Source organism: Dietzia sp. MNB45, assembly GCF_051994785.1.
Classification (GTDB): Bacteria; Actinomycetota; Actinomycetes; order Mycobacteriales; family Mycobacteriaceae; genus Dietzia; species Dietzia kunjamensis.
The window spans coordinates 1,607,501-1,627,051 of record NZ_CP163397.1 but is presented as its reverse complement, the minus strand read 5'-3'; the positions used below and the strand labels follow the sequence as shown (position 1 = coordinate 1,627,051).

General features: G+C 69.2%; 17 protein-coding genes and 2 rRNA genes (1 of these 19 running past the window's edge). All 19 read right to left on the bottom strand.

The window, feature by feature from the left end; genetic code table 11:
- Positions 1–52: 52 nt before the first annotated feature.
- Complete coding sequence (gene der, locus AB5G72_RS07830) at positions 53–1,519, bottom strand: ribosome biogenesis GTPase Der (RefSeq protein WP_407336090.1); 1,467 nt, start codon at positions 1,517–1,519, stop codon at positions 53–55.
- Positions 1,519–2,244 carry a (d)CMP kinase gene (cmk, locus tag AB5G72_RS07825; RefSeq protein WP_440221368.1) on the bottom strand — a complete coding sequence of 242 codons (726 nt, stop codon included), beginning with the start codon at positions 2,242–2,244 and terminating at the stop codon, positions 1,519–1,521. Before cmk ends, der begins: the two co-directional genes overlap by 1 nt.
- Positions 2,241–3,083, bottom strand: a complete 843-nt coding sequence (locus AB5G72_RS07820; RefSeq protein WP_244294358.1) for a pseudouridine synthase — start codon at positions 3,081–3,083, stop codon at positions 2,241–2,243. The genes cmk and AB5G72_RS07820 overlap by 4 nt, the downstream gene beginning before the upstream one ends.
- On the bottom strand, positions 3,007–3,720 hold the full coding sequence (gene scpB / locus AB5G72_RS07815) for an SMC-Scp complex subunit ScpB (RefSeq protein WP_440221367.1): 714 nt from the start codon (positions 3,718–3,720) through the stop codon (positions 3,007–3,009). Before scpB ends, AB5G72_RS07820 begins: the two co-directional genes overlap by 77 nt.
- Complete coding sequence (locus tag AB5G72_RS07810) at positions 3,711–4,556, bottom strand: segregation and condensation protein A (protein WP_067715751.1); 846 nt, start codon at positions 4,554–4,556, stop codon at positions 3,711–3,713. The genes scpB and AB5G72_RS07810 overlap by 10 nt, the downstream gene beginning before the upstream one ends.
- A 7-nt stretch (positions 4,557–4,563) precedes the next feature.
- On the bottom strand, positions 4,564–5,439 hold the full coding sequence (locus AB5G72_RS07805; RefSeq protein ID WP_185950627.1) for a ParA family protein: 876 nt from the start codon (positions 5,437–5,439) through the stop codon (positions 4,564–4,566).
- A gap of 102 nt (positions 5,440–5,541) precedes the next feature.
- Positions 5,542–6,492, bottom strand: a complete 951-nt coding sequence (locus AB5G72_RS07800) for a site-specific tyrosine recombinase XerD (RefSeq protein ID WP_253003551.1) — start codon at positions 6,490–6,492, stop codon at positions 5,542–5,544.
- Positions 6,493–6,508: 16 nt separating this feature from the next.
- Complete coding sequence (locus AB5G72_RS07795) at positions 6,509–7,078, bottom strand: NUDIX domain-containing protein (RefSeq protein ID WP_120283079.1); 570 nt, start codon at positions 7,076–7,078, stop codon at positions 6,509–6,511.
- A 5-nt stretch (positions 7,079–7,083) separates the two neighbouring features.
- A complete protein-coding gene (locus AB5G72_RS07790; protein WP_120283077.1) occupies positions 7,084–8,913 on the bottom strand; it encodes a CTP synthase in 1,830 nt (609 codons plus the stop codon).
- A 58-nt stretch (positions 8,914–8,971) separates the two neighbouring features.
- Positions 8,972–9,904, bottom strand: coding sequence for a copper transporter (locus AB5G72_RS07785; RefSeq protein ID WP_440221366.1), 933 nt, complete (start codon positions 9,902–9,904; stop codon positions 8,972–8,974).
- Positions 9,901–11,073 (bottom strand): putative cytokinetic ring protein SteA, encoded by a 1,173-nt coding sequence (steA, locus tag AB5G72_RS07780; RefSeq protein ID WP_440221365.1) that lies wholly within the window; start codon positions 11,071–11,073, stop codon positions 9,901–9,903. Before steA ends, AB5G72_RS07785 begins: the two co-directional genes overlap by 4 nt.
- A 58-nt stretch (positions 11,074–11,131) precedes the next feature.
- Positions 11,132–12,877 (bottom strand): DNA repair protein RecN, encoded by a 1,746-nt coding sequence (gene recN, locus AB5G72_RS07775; protein ID WP_440221364.1) that lies wholly within the window; start codon positions 12,875–12,877, stop codon positions 11,132–11,134.
- Between the two features lie 9 nt (positions 12,878–12,886).
- On the bottom strand, positions 12,887–13,816 hold the full coding sequence (locus AB5G72_RS07770; protein ID WP_185950576.1) for an NAD kinase: 930 nt from the start codon (positions 13,814–13,816) through the stop codon (positions 12,887–12,889).
- Positions 13,813–14,634, bottom strand: coding sequence for a TlyA family RNA methyltransferase (locus AB5G72_RS07765; RefSeq protein WP_067715729.1), 822 nt, complete (start codon positions 14,632–14,634; stop codon positions 13,813–13,815). The genes AB5G72_RS07770 and AB5G72_RS07765 overlap by 4 nt, the downstream gene beginning before the upstream one ends.
- The gene (locus tag AB5G72_RS07760) at positions 14,634–14,846 is read right to left on the bottom strand and encodes a hypothetical protein (RefSeq protein ID WP_119191625.1); all 213 of its coding nucleotides are present in this window, start codon (positions 14,844–14,846) and stop codon (positions 14,634–14,636) included. Before AB5G72_RS07760 ends, AB5G72_RS07765 begins: the two co-directional genes overlap by 1 nt.
- Positions 14,847–14,856: 10 nt before the next feature.
- Positions 14,857–15,855, bottom strand: a complete 999-nt coding sequence (locus tag AB5G72_RS07755; RefSeq protein ID WP_185950577.1) for an HAD-IIA family hydrolase — start codon at positions 15,853–15,855, stop codon at positions 14,857–14,859.
- 5 nt (positions 15,856–15,860) lie between these two features.
- Positions 15,861–16,946 (bottom strand): hypothetical protein, encoded by a 1,086-nt coding sequence (locus AB5G72_RS07750; RefSeq protein ID WP_440221363.1) that lies wholly within the window; start codon positions 16,944–16,946, stop codon positions 15,861–15,863.
- Positions 16,947–17,054: 108 nt separating this feature from the next.
- A 5S ribosomal RNA gene (gene rrf / locus AB5G72_RS07745) occupies positions 17,055–17,171 on the bottom strand.
- A gap of 88 nt (positions 17,172–17,259) precedes the next feature.
- Positions 17,260–19,551: ribosomal RNA gene (locus tag AB5G72_RS07740) — 23S ribosomal RNA — on the bottom strand (it continues 804 nt past the right edge of the window).

Sequence of the window (19,551 nt, the reverse complement as noted above, 5' to 3'; positions counted from 1 at the left end):
CGGCGACTCGCTCAGACTAGCGCACCCCCTCGCCCGGGCCGAAATCGCCTGGTCACTTGCGTTGGCGGCGCTCCTTGACCCGGACGTTCACCCTGACCGGGGAGCCGTCGAAACCAAACGTCTCACGCAGGCGGCGCTCGAGGAAGCGGCGGTACCCGGCCTCGAGGAAGCCCGTGGAGAAGAACACGAACGTCGGCGGCCGGGTGGTGGCCTGGGTGCAGAACCGGATGCGGGGCAGGCGTCCGCCGCGCATGGGTGGCGGGGTCGCAGCGACGACCTCGTTCATCCATGTGTTGAGCGGCCCGGTGGGGATCCGCTTGTCCCACGAGTCGAGCGCGGTCTCCATCGCCGGCACCAGCTTCGCCAGGGCGCGGCCCGTCTTGGCGGAGATGTTGACACGGTGCGCCCAGGAGAGCACCCGCGACAGTTCGCGGTCGATCTCCTTGTCGAGGTCGTACCGTCGGTCCTCGTCGACCAGGTCCCACTTGTTGAACGCGATCACCAGCGCACGGCCGGCGTCGGCGACCATGGAGATCACCCGGAGGTCCTGCTCCGTGATGGGCTCCGAGGCGTCGAGCAGGAGGACGACCACCTCGGCCGCCTCGATCGCTCCACGGGTGCGCAGTGAGGCGTAGTACTCGTGACCGTAGGCCTGGTTGACCTTGCGGCGCAGGCCGGCGGTGTCCACGAACCGCCAGGTGCGTCCGCCGAGCTCCACGAGTGAGTCGACGGGGTCGACGGTGGTACCGGCGACGTTGTCGACCACCGAGCGCTCCTCGCCGGTGAGCTTGTTGAGCAGACTCGACTTACCGACGTTGGGCTTGCCGACCAGCGCGACACGGCGCGGCACGTTGGTGGCCTCACGCATCCTCGCCTTGGACGGCAGCTGCCGGAGGATCTCGTCGAGGAGATCCGCCGTGCCGCGACCGTGGGCGGCGGAGATGGCGTGGGGCTCGTCCAGGCCGAGGGACCAGAACTCGGCCGCCTCCAGTTCGGCCTTCTCACTGTCGACCTTGTTGACGGCGAGGATGACCGGGGTGTCGGACCGACGCAGGCTCTTGGCCACCGTGGCGTCGGCGGCGGTGATGCCCACCGTGCCGTCACACACCAGCACGATGAGGTCGGCCGTGCCCATGGCGATCTCGGCCTGCTGCGCGATGGAGCGGTGCATGCCCTTGGCGTCCTGCTCCCAGCCACCGGTGTCCTGCACCATGAAGGTGCGGCCGTTCCACAGCGCCTCGTAGGAGACCCGGTCGCGCGTGACGCCCGGGACGTCCTCGACGACGGCCTCCCGGCGGCCGATGATGCGGTTCACCAGGGTGGACTTCCCGACGTTGGGTCGGCCGACGATCGCGACGGTGGGAAGGATCTCCACGCCCTCGGTGACCGCCCCGATCTCGTCGGCGAACTCCGCGGCGACCGCCTCCCAGTCGGTGTCGTCATTCCAGCCGTCCTCGATGGTCTCCTCACCGGGACCGGCGGGCAGGTCGAACTCGGGGTTATCCTCGTTGGTCGGCATCATGCGTTCCCTTCTGCGGTGGCGCCGTGCGACGCGTGGATTCCCTCGGCGAGCGCGACCAGGCGGTCGAGCACCTCGTCGAGGGTGAGGTCTGAGGTGTCGATGACGACGGCGTCGTCGGCGGGCCGCAGCGGGCTCGCGGCGCGAGTGGAATCCTTGCGGTCGCGTTCGATGACGGCGGCCAGCACCTCGTCGTAGTCGGCCTCGCGGCCGGCGGCGAGGTCCTGGTCGGTGCGGCGCCGGGCGCGCACCTCGGGGCTGGCGGTGAGGTAGACCTTCACCTCGGCGTCCGGCAGCACCACGGTGCCGATGTCGCGCCCCTCGAGGACGACGGTGCCCCCGCTGGAGGCCAGCCGCCGCTGCAGGAGGACCAGGTTCTCGCGGACCTCGGGTACGGCGGAGACTGCCGAGACCTCGGCCGTGACGCGGGCGGTGCGGATCTCGTCGCTGACGTCCTCACCGGCCAGCAGGACGCGCTCGGCTCCGGCGTCGGTGCCGATCTCCAGCGGGAGGTCGGCGGTCGCGGCGATCACGGCGGCCGCGTCCTCCGGGTCGATCCCGGCGCGCAGGACCTGCAGGGTCGCCACCCGGTACATCGCGCCGGTGTCGAGATAGGCGCCGCCGATCCGCCGGGCCAGCGTGCGGGCCAGGGTGGACTTCCCGGTGCCGGCGGGGCCGTCGATCGCGATACGTCGACGCGCGGCCGGGGCGCTCGGGACGCTCACAGGCCGACCGCCTCGTACAGGTCGGAGACCTCTTTTCGGCCCAGCTTGCGGAAGGTGCCCGCGCGCTGGTCACCGAGCGCGATGGCCCCGAACCGGGTCCGGACGAGCGCCTCGACCGGGTGCCCGACCTCGGCGAGCAGCCGCCGGACGATGTGCTTGCGACCCTCGTGGAGCACGACCTTGACCAGCGAGCGCCCGTCGTGGACGTCGAGGATCGAGAACTGGTCGACCTTGGCGGGTCCGTCCTCCAGCGTCACCCCGGCGCGGAGCTGCTTGTTGACGCCCTTGCCCACGACGCCGGTGACGGTCGCCATGTAGGTCTTGGAGACCTCGTAGGACGGGTGCATGAGGCGGTGCGCCAGCTCGCCGTCGTTGGTCACCAGGAGCAGGCCCTCGGTCTCGGCGTCGAGACGCCCGACGTGGAACAGTCGCTGTCCGGCGTCCACGCGGTCCGCGACGAGGTCGCCGACGCAGGGCCGACCCTTCTCGTCGGACATGGTCGTGTGGTAACCACGAGGCTTGTTCAGCGCGAGGTAGACCAGGGTGTCGTCCAGGACGATGCGGGTGCCGTCCACGCGGATGACCGCCGTGGCGGGGTCGACTTTGACGCCCATCTCGCGCACCTTCTTGCCGTCGACCTCCACCCGCCCCCGGGCGATGAGCTCTTCGGAGGCCCGGCGGGAGGCGACCCCGGCCTGGGCCAGGATCTTCTGGAGGCGGACCGGTGCGCCGTCTCGGCCAGCGGATTCAGTCATGAAAACGTCACATCTCTTCGTCGTCGTCTCGGGGTGTGGGGTCGGGCGCCGCGGTTCGGCGCCGCCCCAGTGGGATCCGCGGATCGTCCGCGGGGTCGTCGCTCATCTCGTCGACCAGGTCGACATCCGGCAGCAACGGGGCGATGTCCGGCAGCTCGTCGAGCGACGTGAGTCCCAATCTTTCCAGAAATAGCTCTGTGGTCCTATACAGGATGCCCCCGGTGTCCGCATCTGTGCCGCATTCCACCGCCAGCCCGCGCGCCACAAGTGTCCTCATCACGCCGTCGACGTTCACCCCGCGGACCGCCGCGACCCGCGAACGGGTGACCGGCTGCCGGTAGGCGATCACGGCGAGCGTCTCCAGCGCGGCCCGGGTCAGGGTGGACCTCGTGCCGTCCGTGAGGAGTCGCTCGACGTACGGCGCGAGCTCACGACGGGTGTAGAGACGCCACCCGTCCCCGGTGCGCCGCAGGTCCATCCCGCTCCCCGCGGCGGTGAGCTCGTCCCTCCACGCCCGCAACTCCGCGTCAACCTCGGCGACCGTCGCCCCGGCGGCCGCGGCCAGCAGGCCCTCCGGTGTCGGCTGGTCCACCACCAGCACCAGAGCCTCGAGCCGGGCACGGAGCGGCGGCCCCTCCGGCCCCGGCACACCGGGCTCGTCGTCGTCCCCGATCGCCACCGGCTCGGGGTCGCCGGGCCCCGACACGTCGCTCACGTCCATTCGTCCCTTCCCTTCGTCACCTCGTCGGCGTCCACGCCCGTCCACCTCACCAACAGGTCCCCCAGTGCCTCGTCCTGGGCGAGCGCGACCGCGCGCGCCCGGTACAACTCCAACAGGGCGAGGAACCTGGCGACGACGACGAGGGAGTCGTCGCACCCCGTGATCAGGTCGCGGAAGTCCACCCACCGACCCTCGCCGTGGAACTTCAACAGCTCGAGGACGCGGCCCGCCTGCTCGGGGACCGAGACGACGGGGGCGTGGATGTGCCCCACCCCCACCTCGTCGACCGGCCGCGGCCGGAACGCGACCGCGGCGATGGTGGCGAACTGGTCGGGATCCACCCCGAGCTCCACCTCGGGGAGCAGTCCCAGGAACTCCTCGTCGGGCCCGGCCGTCCTCGGGTACGCGTGGCGCGCGGTGCGGTCGAGCTCACCGAACAGCTCCGCGACCTGACGGAACGCCCGGAACTGCAGCAGGCGGGCGAAGAGCATGTCCCGGGCCTGCAGCAGGGCCAGGTCCTCGGGATCCTGGACCTCGCCGGACGGGACGAGTCGGGCCGTCTTGAGGTCGAGCAGTGTCGCCGCGACGACCAGGAACTCGGTGACCTCCTCGAGCCCGGCCTCCGTGCCCAGGCGGCGGGTGTGCGCGATGAACTCGTCGGTGACGGCGTGGAGGGCCACCTCCGTGACGTCGAGGCGCTTGGAGTCGATGAGCCCCAGCAGCAGGTCGAACGGACCGGTGAAGTTGGTCAGGTGGACGGTGAACGCCCGCGGGTCCCCGACCTCCGTCGCCGACCCGACCGGGTCCTGACCCGACGGGGGCCCGACGCCGGTCACCGCCCGGTCACCTGCCGCGCTGGATGACCTCGCGCGCCAGGGCGCGGTAGGCCTGCGCACCCGCGGACTTCGGAGCCCACGTGGTGATCGGCTCGCCGGCGACGGTGGTCTCCGGGAACCGGACGGTGCGGGTGACGAGTGTGTCGAACACCTTGTCTCCGAACACCTCCACGACCCGGCTGAGCACGTCGCGGGCGTGGACCGTCCGACGGTCGAACATCGTGATGAGGATGCCTGTGAGGTGCAGTCGGGGGTTGATGCGGTCGCGCACCTTGTCGATCGTGTCCGTCAGCAGCGCCAACCCGCGCAGCGAGAAGTACTCGCACTCCATGGGGATGAGCACGCCGTCCGAGCACGCCAGCGCGTTAACGGTGAGCAGGCCCAGCGACGGCTGGCAGTCCACCAGGACGAAGTCGTAGCGGTCCAGGACCGGGTACAGGGCGCGGCCGAGCGCCTGCTCGCGACCGACCTCGTTGACGAGCTGGATCTCCGCGGCCGACAGGTCGATGTTGGCGGGGATGAGGTCCACGCCCTCGACACGGGTCCGGACCAGGACCTCCTCCGTCGACACGGAGTTGTCCACGAGCAGGTTGTAGACGGTGAGATCGAGCTGGTGGTGCGGGATGCCCAGGCCCGCGGACAGCGCCCCCTGGGGATCGAGATCCACCACGAGCACCCTGCGGCCGTACTCCGCCAGTGCCGCCGCGAGGTTGATCGTGCTGGTGGTCTTGCCGACGCCGCCCTTCTGGTTGCACATCGACAACACCACGGCGGGCCCGTGCGAGGACAGTGGTTCCGGTTCGGGGATCGCGGAGAACCCCTCGCCGGCCGCCGGGTCGTCGGCGCCCAGGAGCTCGGCGCGGGAGAACAACGCGGGGTCCATCGCCCCAGTGTTCAGCGCCACCGCGTCTCCTCTCCTCGCCGTCTCACCCGTGCCGTCTCGACCGTGCCGTGTCGAGCGCGCCGGGCCGTATCCACGGTCACGTTACCGTGCCCGGGGGTGACACTCGGCCCAGACCTCTCGGAGCGTGTCCACGGTGACGAGGGTGTACACCTGCGTGGTGGTGACCGAGGAGTGTCCCAGCAGCTCCTGGACCACACGGATGTCCGCCCCGCCGTCGAGGAGATGGGTGGCGAACGAGTGCCGGAACGAGTGTGGTGAGACGTCCTGCTGCACACCGGCGCGTCGTGCCGCGACCGACACCACGTTCCACAGGGTCTGCCTGGTGACGCGCCCACCGCGGGCGTTGAGGAACAGGGCCGGGCCCCCTCGGGTGGCGAGCGCGGGTCGGGCACGCACCAGATAGGCCCCCACCGCCTCGCACGCCGGACGCCCGACCGGGACGACCCGCTCCTTGCCGCCCTTGCCCCGCAGGATCACCGCTCCACCGTCCGGGTGGTCGAGACCGTCGAGGTCGTCGACGTCGAGCCCGACGAGTTCGGCGGCCCGGGCACCGGAGGCGTAGAGCAACTCGAGCATCGCGCGATCGCGCAGGCGTGCGGGGTCGGTGTCCGTCTCGGTGGCGCCGGCCGCCTCGATCACCGCGATCATCCGGTCGACCGGCAGTGCCTTGGGGAGCCGCCGCGGCGGACGGGGCGGGGTGACGGCGGCGGCCGCGTCGAGGGCGGTCACCCCGTCACGGGTGGCGAACCGGTGGAGACCGCGGACCGCCGCCATGGTCCGCGCGATCGAGCTGGGGGCCAGGGCCTTCCGTCCCTCGTCCGGGTCGGCGGTGGCCAACCGGGTGCGGAACTCCTCCACGTGCGCCTCGGTCACGGACGTCAGGTCGTCGACGCCCGCAGCCGCGAGATAGCGGTGGTACTTCTCCAGGTCGCGGCGGTACGCGGCCAGGGTGTGGGCCGAGGCCCCCTTCTCGACGGCGAGGTGGTCCAGATACCCGCGGATCTGCACGGTGGCGCCGCCCTCCGAGGTCACCGGGGGTCCGATTCCGTCAGGACCGGTCGATCACCGTGCGGGCCGCGAGGATGCCGGCCACGGCGATACCGTTGACGATCCGGCCGTCCAGCACGGCGTCGACGGCCTCGGCGAACGGCATGCGCGCGACCTCCATGTCCGCCTCCTCGTGCTCCGCCTCCGGGCGCTCGACCTCGCGGAGACCGGTGGCCAGGTACACGTGGACGCGCTCCGTGCAGAACCCCGGGGACGGGACCATCTCGATCACCGGGCGCCAGTGCTCGGCCTCGAGACCGGTCTCCTCGACGAGCTCACGGCGCGCGGTCGCCAGGGGCTCCTCGCCGTCGACATCGCACAGACCCGCGGGCAGTTCCCAGAGTCGCTCCCCCACGGCGTGCCGGTACTGCCGGACGAGGGTGATCCGGTCGTCGTCGTCGAGGGCGATCACCGCGACGGCGTCGTCGTGACCGCAGATCTCCCGGTCGGCGGTGCCCCCGCCCGGCATGGTCAGGGTGTCCACACGCAGCCGCACGACGCGACCGTCGAAGATCTCACGGCTCGCGACGGTCCGGTAGTCGTGAGTCCCGGGGGCACCGCGCTCGGACACGCCGGTCAGCTCCCGTCCGCGCGGGTGTCGGAGGCCGCCTCGGTGTCCACCTCGTCGGCACGCACGCTGGACGTCTTGGCGTCCGGTGCGTCCACGGTCTCCGGGCCGGAGTCCCCGCTCTGACCGGTGCGCCACGGTTCGACGGGCAGTCGCATCTCGTTCTCGTAGTCCAGCGCGGCCTTGATGAACGCGACGAACAACGGGTGGGGGCGGGTCGGACGCGACTTGTACTCCGGGTGCGCCTGGGTGGCGACGAAGAACGGGTGCTGCTCGCGCGGGTACTCGACGAACTCGACCAGGTGCCCGTCCGGGGAGGTCCCCGAGAACATCAGGCCGGACTCGGCGATCCTGTCGCGGTAGGCGTTGTTGACCTCGTAGCGGTGGCGGTGACGTTCGGTGATCTCGGTGGACCCGTACGCCTCGGCCACGACCGAGCCCTTGGTGAGCGTGGCCGGGTAGGAGCCCAGACGCATGGTGCCGCCGAGGTCGGCGTTGCCGGCGACCGCGTCCACCTGATCGGCCATGGTCGAGATGACCGGGTGCTCGGCATCGGGGTCGAACTCGGTGGAGGAGGCGCCCTCGAGCCCGACCGAGCGGGCAGCCTCGATCACCGAGCACTGGAGACCGAGGCACAGCCCGAGCAGCGGGATGCGGTTCTTGCGGGACCAGGAGATGGCGCCGAGCTTGCCTTCGATGCCGCGGATCCCGAACCCTCCGGGGATGAGCATGCCGTCCACGCCCCGGAGCGCCTCGCGTGCGCCGGCCTCGGTGGTGCAGGCATCGGATTCGACCCACCGGATGTTCACCCGGGCGTGGTGCGCGAAGCCGCCGGCGCGCAGTGCCTCGGTGACGGAGAGGTAGGCGTCGGGCAGGTCGATGTACTTGCCCACGAGGGCGATCTCGACCTCCTCGCGCGGCTCGTGGACGCGCTGGAGCAGGTCGCCCCACACGGTCCAGTCCACGTCCCGGAACGGCAGGTTGAGACGCCTGATGACGTGCGTGTCGAGGTGTTCGTTGAACAGCACCTTGGGGATGTCGTAGATGCTCGGGGCGTCCGGGGTGGACACGACGCCCTCGAGGTCCACGTCGCACATCAGCGCGATCTTGGCCTTGAGCCCGTCGGTGACGTCCCGGTCCGAGCGCAGGATCAACCCGTCGGGGACGATGCCGATCGAGCGCAGCGCCGCCACCGAGTGCTGGGTGGGCTTGGTCTTGAGCTCACCCGACGGCGCGAGGTACGGGACCAGGGACACGTGGAGGAAGAAGATGTTCTCGCGGCCCACCTCGTGCCGGACCTGCCGGCACGCCTCGAGGAAGGGCTGGGACTCGATGTCGCCCACTGTCCCGCCGACCTCGGTGATGACCACGTCGGGGCGACGCCCCTGGTCGTCGGGGTCGCCCATCGCGATGATGCGGTCCTTGATCGCGTCGGTGATGTGCGGGATCACCTGCACGGTGTCACCGAGGTATTCGCCGCGGCGCTCCTTGGCGATGACCGCGGAGTACACCTGCCCGGTGGTGACGTTGGCCTTCGCGTCCAGGTCGCGGTCGAGGAAGCGCTCGTAGTGACCGAGATCCAGGTCGGCCTCGGCGCCGTCCTCCGTGACGAACACCTCGCCGTGCTGGAAGGGGTTCATCGTGCCGGGGTCCACGTTGATGTACGGGTCCAGCTTCTGCATGGTCACGCGGAGACCGCGGGCGGTGAGCAACTGCCCGAGACTCGAGGCGGTGAGCCCCTTGCCCAGGGACGACGCCACGCCGCCGGTGACGAAGATGTGCTTGGTCTCGGACCGCGATGCGGTTCGGTTCAGTGCCAAGGGGACTCCCGTGTCCATACGCCGGAATGGATGAATGCTGGTGTGGCTCCGGTGCACCCCACGGGGCTTCAGGCTATCACCGCTCCGGCGTCGGGGGGAGCGACGGCGCCGCGGCGGTCGCGTCCGGCCTCAGCCCGTAGTGACCCTGCCCGCCGTCGAGCTGCTCCGCCAGCGCCAGCGTCGTCGCCAGACGTCCCGCCTCGGTACCGGCGTCATCGATGGTCGAGACGTCCTCCTCCGCCGAGGACCGCAGGATGCTGACCGCGTCGCGTCCCCCGGAGTCGCCCGTCCGCACCGCGACCACCGCGCCGGCGCCCTCACCGTCGAGGGTGCGGGCCAGGGCGGCGACACGGACCCCGGTCGATTCCTCGTCCCGGGGCCCGGTCACGACCAACACGAGCTGTCCGGGCCGAAGGGTCCCGGGTTCGTAGCCGATGATCCCCGCATCCGCGAGGGTGGTGAGGACCGTTTCCCGGTCGTCGTCCTCGAGGTGCGGTTCCGCGTCCTCGGCGCGCAGCAGCCCCGCGCGACCGAGCGCCGTGCCCAGCTGCGTACCGAAGTCCGCGTCAGCGGACGGGGCGGTCCCGATGGGCAGGTTCGCGACGAGCGCCTGGAGCTCCGCGTCCGCCTCCGGGTCGACGGCCTTGTCCGTCAGGGTGACGCGGCCCGCGTCGATCCCGCCTGCCGCGTCGATCACCTCGCGCGCCGCGGAGACGTCCTCGTCGGAGGCTCCGGGTGCCACGATCGTCAGGACCGGCCTCCCGTCGAGCCGACCGTCCACGACGACCGGGGTGAGGTCTCCCGCCAGCGAGTCGAGTCGGTCGACGGCGATCCGCTCCGCGGCCAGATCCTCCTGCGACGCCTCGAGCCGCGCCGCTGTCGTCTCCTCACGCTCGACCACCGCGTCCCTGATGGACGTCGCCACGGACGTCGACCCGAGGACGACCCCCACCGCGAGAGCGAGGAACACGGCCACCAGCGTCAGGACGTGGCGACGCAGGGAGATCAACGGAAGAGCCCCTGGACCCAGAGCGCGAAGGAGTTCCAGGTCTCGACGGCCCAGATGAGCATGTCCGCGGCGGCGTCGCGGGCCACCACGACCGCGGCCACCGCGATCAGGGCGGCGAGTACGACCAGGGCGAGCCCGATCCCGGCGCCCCGCGACCGGTACAGGGTCGCACAGGCATCGGCGTGGACCAGGCGGGAGGAGACGGTCGTGTCGACCATCGTGGACGAGGGCGCGGACGAGTCGCGGAACGCGTTCTCGAGCCCCCTGTCGTCGCCGGTCACCACGATCATCTCGGCGCCCCCGTGGTAGGCCAGCAGCAGCGCCATGTCCCTCGCGGTCGCGGCGGCGGGGAATGTCGTGGCCCCCAGTCCGAGCTCTGTGATCCTCTCGAGGCCCTCCGCGCGCCCGTCGCGGTCGGCGGGCACCACCAGGACGGCGCCGTCGGTGAGGACCTCGTCGGACACGTCCGTGGGGGTCGCGACGACGACGTCGGCCATCAGCCGAGCGGAGCGCAGGAACTCCGCGCCGGCACCCACGCCGACCAACAGCGGTCGGTACTCCCGGATGAACGGCTTGAGCTCGGCGAGCTGGCCGCGCGCGGCCGCGTCACCGGTGACCACCACGACGTGACGGTCGGTGAAGTCGACGTCGATCGACGGGAGGCCCTCGCCGTCCAGCAGCAGCGGGTGCTCGAGGCTGAGGAACTCGGTGGCGTTGGCCAGGTGCGCCAGCGCCGACTCGACGTACCCGCTCTCCGCGGTGTCCACCTCGGCGAGGAGCGTGGCCGAGTCCACCTCGCGGCCGCTCGTGATCTCGTCCTCCGACTTGACCGAGTAGACGACACCGTCGTCGATCCGCACCCGGGTCCCGTCGGCGACCCCGGACAGGTCCGCGTCCTCGATGACCGGGATCGTCGACGCGGCGAGGATCCGGAACGCGGCGCGGGGGAGCATCTCCTCCCCCTGACGGGGCACGTGCACCACTGCCGCCACCCCGGCGTCGACGAGAGCGCGGGCGGTGTCGGCGGGCGCGCGGTTGAGATCGAGCACGGCGACGTCCTTGGCGCCGAGCTTCCTGGGGACCTGTGACCCCACCCCGATCTGGCGGACGGTGCCCACGACACCGGCGAGGTCAGTGGAACGACGGCTGAGCAGACCCGACATCTTCATGCGCCGAGTATCACGCGTGTGATTCACGTGACCAGGGAGGTCTGCCCGGCGTGTCGGATTAACGGTCGACTTGAGCTTGAGACTTTTCCCGTTGTGCCTTCTCCAGCAACTCCCGCGCATGTGCCAGACCTGTGTCGGTGTCCTCCATACCGGCGAGCATCCGGGCGAGTTCGGTCACCCGATCGGAGTCGGCGACCGCCGTGACCCCGGAGACGACCCCGTCCGATCCCCCGGCGCCGGTGTCCTTGTGCACGACCAGGTGCGTGTCGGCGTACGCCGCGACCTGGGCGAGGTGGGTCACCGCGATGACCTGGTGGGTTCTGGCCAGTCTGGCCAGCCGCTTACCGATGCTCAACGCCGCCCGGCCGCCCACTCCCGCGTCGACCTCGTCGAACACCAGGGTCCCTCCCCCGGATCTCTCGGCCAGCACCACCTCGAGCGCGAGCATCACCCTCGACAGCTCGCCTCCCGACGCGCCTCGGCCGAGCGGGACGATGCCCGACGGCCCGTCGAGCGCCAGCTCGACGTCGTCGAGACCCGACTCCGAGGCGCCGTCGAGGCCTTCGCCTGATCGGGTGACCCGGACCACGAGCCGGGCCCCGCCCATCGACAGCTCTGCCAGCTCGGCGGACACCCTCTCCGCGAGATCGTCCCCGGCGGCGCGTCGGATGCGCGTCAGTGTGGCTCCGCGCTCGTCGAGTTCGGCAGCGAGGCGCTCCACGGTGGAACGGAGTTCGGCGACGGCGGAGTCGGAGGTGTCGACCTCACCGAGCCGCGTACGGGCCCTGTCCGCCCACGCGAGCACGTCGTCGACATCGGTGCCGTACTTCCGGGTCAACGCCCTGAGATCGTGGCGTCGTTCCATTGCCGAGTCGAGGTCCGCCGCGTCGACCGGCAGCTCGGCCAGGTACAGGCCGAGCTCGGTCGCGGCATCTCCGAGCGCCGCGACGGCCTGGCCGATGCTGGTTGCGATCGGGTCGAGCGCGGGGTCACCGGCAGCGGCCAGACGGTGCCTCAACTGGTCGAGGACGCCCACCACCGGCTCGCTGGTCTCGCCGTCACCGGCGAGGACGTCGTGGGCCTGCCCCGCGACCTCTCGCAGTTCCTCGGAATCGGTGAGTCGGCGGATGCGGGCGTCGAGTTCGGCCTCCTCCCCGGGCTCGGGCCCCAGGGCATCGATCTCCTCGAGTCCCATCCGCAGCAGGTCGGCTTCCCGGGCCAGCTCACGAGCCCGACCGGTGCGCTCCGCCAGTGAACGCTCGGCGTCCCGCCACAGCCGATAGGTGTCGCGGTAGGCGTCGAGGGCCGCCCGCGCCTCGTCCCCACCGTGGGCGTCGACGGCGTCTCGCTGCCTGTCCGGACGGAGCAGACGCAGCTGATCGTTCTGGCCGTGCACGGCCAGCACCGGCGCGCAGAAGCGGGCGAGGGTCCCGGCGGGGACAGACCTCCCCCCGAGCCGGGCACGCGAACGGCCGTCCGCACCCACCCGGCGTGCGGCGATGACACTGCCGTCCTCGTCGAGTTCGACGTCGGTGTCCTCGAGCAACTCGTCGAGGTCGCGTCGGTCGGCGGCGTCCATGGTGGCCGTCGCGGCCAGGTCGAAGCGCCCTTCGACGAGTGCCTTCTCCGCACCGCGCCGGACACGCCCGGGGTCCGCGCGCCCTCCGGCCAGGAGCCTCAGTCCCGTGACCACCATCGTCTTGCCCGCGCCGGTCTCGCCGGTGAGCACCGACAGCCCGGGCGAGAAATCGGCCACGGCCTCGTCGATGACGCCGAGGCCGCTGATCCGAAGTTCCGTGAGCACGCACCCACCCTAGGTGAGGGGCCGGACAGCGGACCGCCCACGCCACCCGGTGACGGGCAGTTCGAACTTCGTGACCAGTCTGTCGGTGAACGGCGAGTCGTCCAGTCGGACCCACTTGACCGGGCGCGCGCCCCGCACCACCTCGACCCGGCTGCCCGGCGGGACGTCGACGAGGCGTCGTCCGTCCACCACCACCACTGCCGGGCCGGAATGCACCCCGGTCTCCACCGCGACCCTGGAGGAGGGTGCCACGACCATCGGACGGGCGAACAGCGCGTGGGCGTTGTTGGGGACCACGAGGATGGCGTCGAGTTCGGGCCAGACGATCGGCCCGCCGGCCGAGAACGCGTAGGCGGTCGACCCGGTCGGCGTGGAGACCAACATGCCGTCACAGCCGTAGTCACTGACCGGTCGGCCGTCGATCTCCACGGACGCCTCGAGGACGCCCTGCCGGGAGACCTTCTCGATGCTGACTTCGTTGAGTGCCCAGTCCCGGGCCAGGACGGTGTCCCCGTGGATGACGGTGGCCTCCACCGTCATCCGTTCGACCACCCTGTAGTCCTTCGCCGCGATCTGCTCGACGACGCCACTGAGCGAGGAGACCTCCGACTCGGCGAGGAAGCCGATGTGTCCGAGATTGACCCCCAGGATCGGCACGTCCGCGGCGTTGGCGTACTGGCAGGCGCGCAGGAACGTGCCGTCACCACCGAGGACCAGGACGAGTTCACACCCTTCGGCGGCCTCGGGGATGTCAGGGACCGTCTCCACGCCCGCCCCCGTGGCGACGCTCTCGCTGGTGCCCTCCACCATCCGTACCGCGATGCCCCTGGTCGCGCACGCGTCGACCACCTGGGCGACGGTGGCGACGATGTCCTGCCGGGCGACGTTGGGGACGAGCAGGATCCTGCGCGAGTGCACCGGTCCGGGCGTGCCGTTCATTGCGGGCCCTCCTCTACTGCCGTCCGTATGGCCTGCTGCGCCTCGGCGCTCATCTCGAGTCGCTCTCCCGCGCCGACCTTACGGAGGTGGAGGAAGTACTCGACGTTCCCGGACGGGCCGGGGAGCGGGCTGGCGACGCATCCCAGCGGCTCCAGTCCGAGTGCCGCGGCAGCCCGGGCGACACCGGTGACCGCCTCGATCCGCAGTGCCGGGTCGCGCACCACACCGCCCTGGCCGACACGCTCGCGGCCCACCTCGAACTGGGGCTTGACCATCGGCAACAGGTCGCCTCCCGGGCGCACGCACGCTGCGAGCGCGGGCAGGACGAGTGCGAGCGAGATGAACGACAGGTCGGAGACCACGAGGTCCACCGGGCCACCGATGTCGTCCGGGGTCAGGGAGCGGACGTTGGTCTTGTCGTGCACGCCCACGCGCTCGTCGCTGCGCAGGCGCCACACCAACTGTCCGTACCCCACGTCCACCGCCTCGACGCGGGTGGCGCCACGCGAGAGCAGGACATCGGTGAACCCGCCGGTCGACGCGCCTGCGTCGAGACACCGAGCTCCGGAGACCGGCACGTCGGAGAACGCCTCGAGGGCTCCGACCAGTTTGTGGGCTCCGCGGGATGCCCAGTCCGGTTCATCGGAGGCGGTGAGCGCGATCGATGTGGTCGGCTCGACCTGGGTCGCGGGCTTGGTGGCTGCCACCCCGTTGACGATCACGCGCCCGGAATCGATGAGATCACGGGCGCGTTCCCGACTGTCACAGATCTTGCGGCGAACCAGTTCAGCGTCCAGCCGCATCCGCTTCGCGACCATCAGCGCCGACTGTCCAGCGCCGTCAGCGCCTGCGCGAGGAGCTCGTGGGCGGCGTCGAGGGCGGCCACCTGGTCGTCCCGGACAGATGAGCCGTCCGGTCCAGCGCCCTGGCCCCCGACGGAATCGGCGAGCAGATCGTCGAACGTCGAGCGGAGTTCGTCGGTGTCGGGGCCCGCGGGCCCGGGGCGTGGCTGTGGTCCGGGGGTCGTCACGGCCTACACGCTAGCCGACGCCGAGGCCTGCACCCGCCAGCCGGGATCGCAGACCCTCGTCGGCCGCCCGGAATGCCTTCGACTCGTGACGCCACGCCAGTCTGACCACCGCACGGGCGAGATCGAGCCGATCGAGCGCCTCCGGCGCGCTGGTCAGGTGCAGGGCACCGTTCTCGACCGTTCCGTCCAACTCCACTGCGGCGTCTATCCGGCTGGCCTCCGCCGAGGCAGACAGTGCGGAGAGATCGTCCGCCAGGTAGGTGGCCCGGCTGTCGGGATCCGCGACCAGGAGATCGTCGACGCCGTGGACGCCGGTCAGCACCATGAGCGACGGCATCCCGGCGGCGACCGCACCCTGGATGTCCGTATCGAGGCGGTCACCGATAACCAGCGGGCGGGTGGAACCGACCAGATCCGCGGCGGCGGTCAACACGCCGGCGGCCGGTTTGCCCGCGACCAGGGGCTCGCGATCGGTCGCCGCACGGAGGGCGGCGACCAGGGACCCGTTCCCGGGGAGCAGGCCTCGTTCGGTGGGCAACGTGGCGTCCACGTTGGACGCGACCCAGGGCACACCCCGACGGATCGCCAGACATCCCTCGGCCAGATCCGACCAGGTCAGTTCCCGGGACAGTCCCTGCAGGACGACCTCCGGATCGTCGTCGGCGGACAGGACGACCTCGTACCCGGCCTGCCGGGCGAGGTCGCGGAAACTGTCGTGTCCCACCACCAGGACCCTGGCACCGGGATCGACATGGTCCGCAGCCATCACCACCGCGGCCTGCGCGCTGGTCATGACGTCGTCGGCACCGGCGGAGAAGCCGAGCGACCGAAGATGGTCGGCGGTGTCCCTGGGCGAGCGGCTCGCGTTGTTCGTCACGTAGACCACGGGGAGCCCCGCGTTCGCGAGCGCCTCCGCGGCCCCCGGGATCGGCTGGCTACCGCGGATGAGAGTGCCGTCGAGATCGACGAGTAGGGCGTCGTGCCGTGCGGCCAGCGAAAGGGAGCTCAACTGACCTACGCCTCGAGCTCCGCGAGACGAGCCTCCGCGTCGGTGGTCTGCTCGGGGTCCGCGGTGACGGCGTGACCGAACCAGTCGGCCGCCTCCTTCTTGCGATCGGCGACGAGCAGCACCTCGGCGTAGGCGTAGTCGAGACGCGCCGCGGACTCACCGCGGGCGTCCTTGTCGAGGCCGGCGTCCTGGAGGGTCACCAGGGCAGCGTCCAACTGGCCCATGTCCACCCGGGCACCGGCCTCCACGATGCGGAGTTCGATGAGCTCGTCCCCCTCGAGCATCCTCGATTCCTCCCCACGGGCCAGTTCGATGGCACGTTGGGGCCTCTCCAGGCCTCGTTCGCAATCGGCCATCATCGCCAGCAGGCCCGGCCCGCCGGAGATCCGGCGGGCCGCCCGGAGTTCGCTCAGCGCTTCCGACCATTCGCCGGCGCGGTACGCCAGCACGCCGAGAGTCTCCCGAACGACACCGATGCGCCCGGCCCTGTTCTTGGCCGCGCGACCGTGGGCGAGCGCGAGCTGCGGATCCTCGTCGACCAGGTACATGGCCGCCACCATGTGCTTGGCGACGGACTCGGCGTTGGACTTGTCCAGACTGCGCAGGTCGCGGCGGATCTCTGGGTCGAGGTCGCCTGCCTCGATGTCATCGGGCAGCTGCGGCTCGTCGGCCCTGGCCGCTTGGCGTGCCTCCTGACCGGGACGCCCCTCCGATCTACGGTCGTCGCCGGGCCGGCCACCTCGCCGGGCCCCGCCCGGGGCGCCGGATCCGCGTCGGTCTCCGCTGTCGCGTCGGTTTCCGCCGCCGCGACCGCCGACGGGGGCCCGTCGCGGACCGCCTCCGCCGTCGGAGCCGGCACCGCGACGTGCGGTGCCGTCGCCGGCGGAACGCGGACGTGCATCCTGTCGATCGGCCTGCTTCGCACCGTCCGACCGGCCTGTCTCCGAGCCGTCGTAGCGCTTTCCGCGGCGCTCGCCGTACGAGCTGTTGTCTCTACGACGCTCCTGTGGAGCCCGATCTCCCCGGCGGGGTACGTCGCGGTCGCCGCGTCGGGGCGAGCGGTCGGTGTTCTCGGGCCGAGGTTCGTTCACGTCGTTCACCTTACGTGCACCGGACGGACCGGCACTGGAGTGGGTAGAAGGGTACAAATGCGACCAGCGGGAGGAACATATAGTCCCTCCCGCTGGTCTTTAAGTTGTGTTCGGCGGTGACCTACTCTCCCACACCCTCACGAGTGCAGTACCATCGGCGCTGGCAGGCTTAGCTTCCGGGTTCGGAATGGGACCGGGCGTTTCCCTGCCGCTATGGCCGCCGTAACTCTGTGAAACAAGGCCCACGCTTTGGGCGTGGGTGTGTTGTTTCAGATACTGCACAGTGGACGCGTTCAAACTTTTTGGGCTGTTTGTGTGTAAGCCCTCGGCCGATTAGTACCGGTCACCTGCACGCATTGCTGCGCTTCCAGTTCCGGCCTATCAACCCCATGGTCTGTGGGGGGCCTTAACCACGCGAAGGTGGTGAGAAACCTCATCTTGGAACAGGCTTCCCGCTTAGATGCTTTCAGCGGTTATCCCTTCCGAACGTAGCTAACCAGCGATGCTCCTGGTGGAACAACTGGCACACCAGAGGTTCGTCCGTCCCGGTCCTCTCGTACTAGGGACAGCCTTCCTCAAGTTTCTTACGCGCGCGGCGGATAGAGACCGAACTGTCTCACGACGTTCTAAACCCAGCTCGCGTGCCGCTTTAATGGGCGAACAGCCCAACCCTTGGGACCTACTCCAGCCCCAGGATGCGACGAGCCGACATCGAGGTGCCAAACCATCCCGTCGATATGGACTCTTGGGGAAGATCAGCCTGTTATCCCCGGGGTACCTTTTATCCGTTGAGCGACACCGCTTCCACTTGCCGGTGCCGGATCACTAGTCCCGACTTTCGTCCCTGCTCGACGTGTCAGTCTCACAGTCAAGCTCCCTTGTGCACTTGCACTCAACACCTGATTGCCATCCAGGCTGAGGGAACCTTTGGGCGCCTCCGTTACTCTTTAGGAGGCAACCGCCCCAGTTAAACTACCCACCAGGCACTGTCCCTAACCCAGATCATGGGCCGAGGTTAGACGTCCAATACGATCAGAGTGGTATTTCAACAACGACTCCACACACACTGGCGTGCATGCTTCACAGTCTCCCACCTATCCTACACAAACCGAATCGAACGCCAATACCAAGCTATAGTAAAGGTCCCGGGGTCTTTTCGTCCTGCCGCGCGTAACGAGCATCTTTACTCGTAGTGCAATTTCGCCGAGTCTGTGGTCGAGACAGCAGAGAAGTCGTTACGCCATTCGTGCAGGTCGGAACTTACCCGACAAGGAATTTCGCTACCTTAGGATGGTTATAGTTACCACCGCCGTTTACTGGGGCTTAAATTCTCAGCTTCGCCTTGCGGCTAACCGGTCCTCTTAACCTTCCAGCACCGGGCAGGCGTCAGTCCGTATACATCGACTTACGTCTTCGCACGGACCTGTGTTTTTAGTAAACAGTCGCTTCTCTCTGGTCTCTGCGACCACCCCCAGCTCAGATCGCAAGGATCGTCACCGGGCGTGGTCCCCCTTCTCCCGAAGTTACGGGGGCATTTTGCCGAGTTCCTTAACCACAGTTCTCTCGATCGCCTTGGTATTCTCTACCTGATCACCTGTGTCGGTTTGGGGTACGGGCCGTGTATGAACTCACTAGAGGCTTTTCTCGGCAGCATAGGATCACTGAATTCCCCACAACGGGTATGCATCAAGTCTCAGCCTTGATGTGACACGGATTTGCCTATGTCACGGCCTACACTCTTACACCAGTACAACCACTGACTGGCCCAGCTACCTTCCTGCGTCACCCCATCGCTTGGCTACTACCAGTTCAGGTCCCGCGCATCCGGTCCACGTCATCCCGAAGGATGCTCTAGGACGTTCAGGGCGGTTAGTATCACTGATTCACCATGGGCGCGCATACACGGGTACGGGAATATCAACCCGTTGTCCATCGACTACGCCTGTCGGCCTCGCCTTAGGTCCCGACTCACCCTGGGCAGATTAGCTTGACCCAGGAACCCTTGATCATTCGGCGGACGAGTTTCTCACTCGTCATTCGCTACTCATGCCTGCATTCTCACTCGTGTGGCCTCCACGCCTGGATCACTCCGGCGCTTCTATGGCCACACGACGCTCCCCTACCCATCCATACACCTGCCCGGAGGAGGTTATTGTATGAATGCCGCGGCTTCGGCGGTGTACTTGAGCCCCGCTAAATTGTCGGCGCAGGACCACTTGACCAGTGAGCTATTACGCACTCTTTCAAGGGTGGCTGCTTCTAAGCCAACCTCCTGGCTGTCTCAGCGATCCCACATCCTTTTCCACTTAGTACACGCTTAGGGGCCTTAGCCGGCGATCTGGGCTGTTTCCCTCTCGACTATGAAGCTTATCCCCCACAGTCTCACTGCCGCACTCTCACACCTCGGCATTCGGAGTTTGGCTGACGTCAGTAACCTTGTAGGGCCCATCGGCCATCCAGTAGCTCTACCTCCGAGGTGAAACATGCGACGCTGCACCTAAATGCATTTCGGGGAGAACCAGCTATCACGGAGTTTGATTGGCCTTTCACCCCTACCCACAACTCATCCCCTCAGTTTTCAACCTAAGTGGGTTCGCGCCTCCAC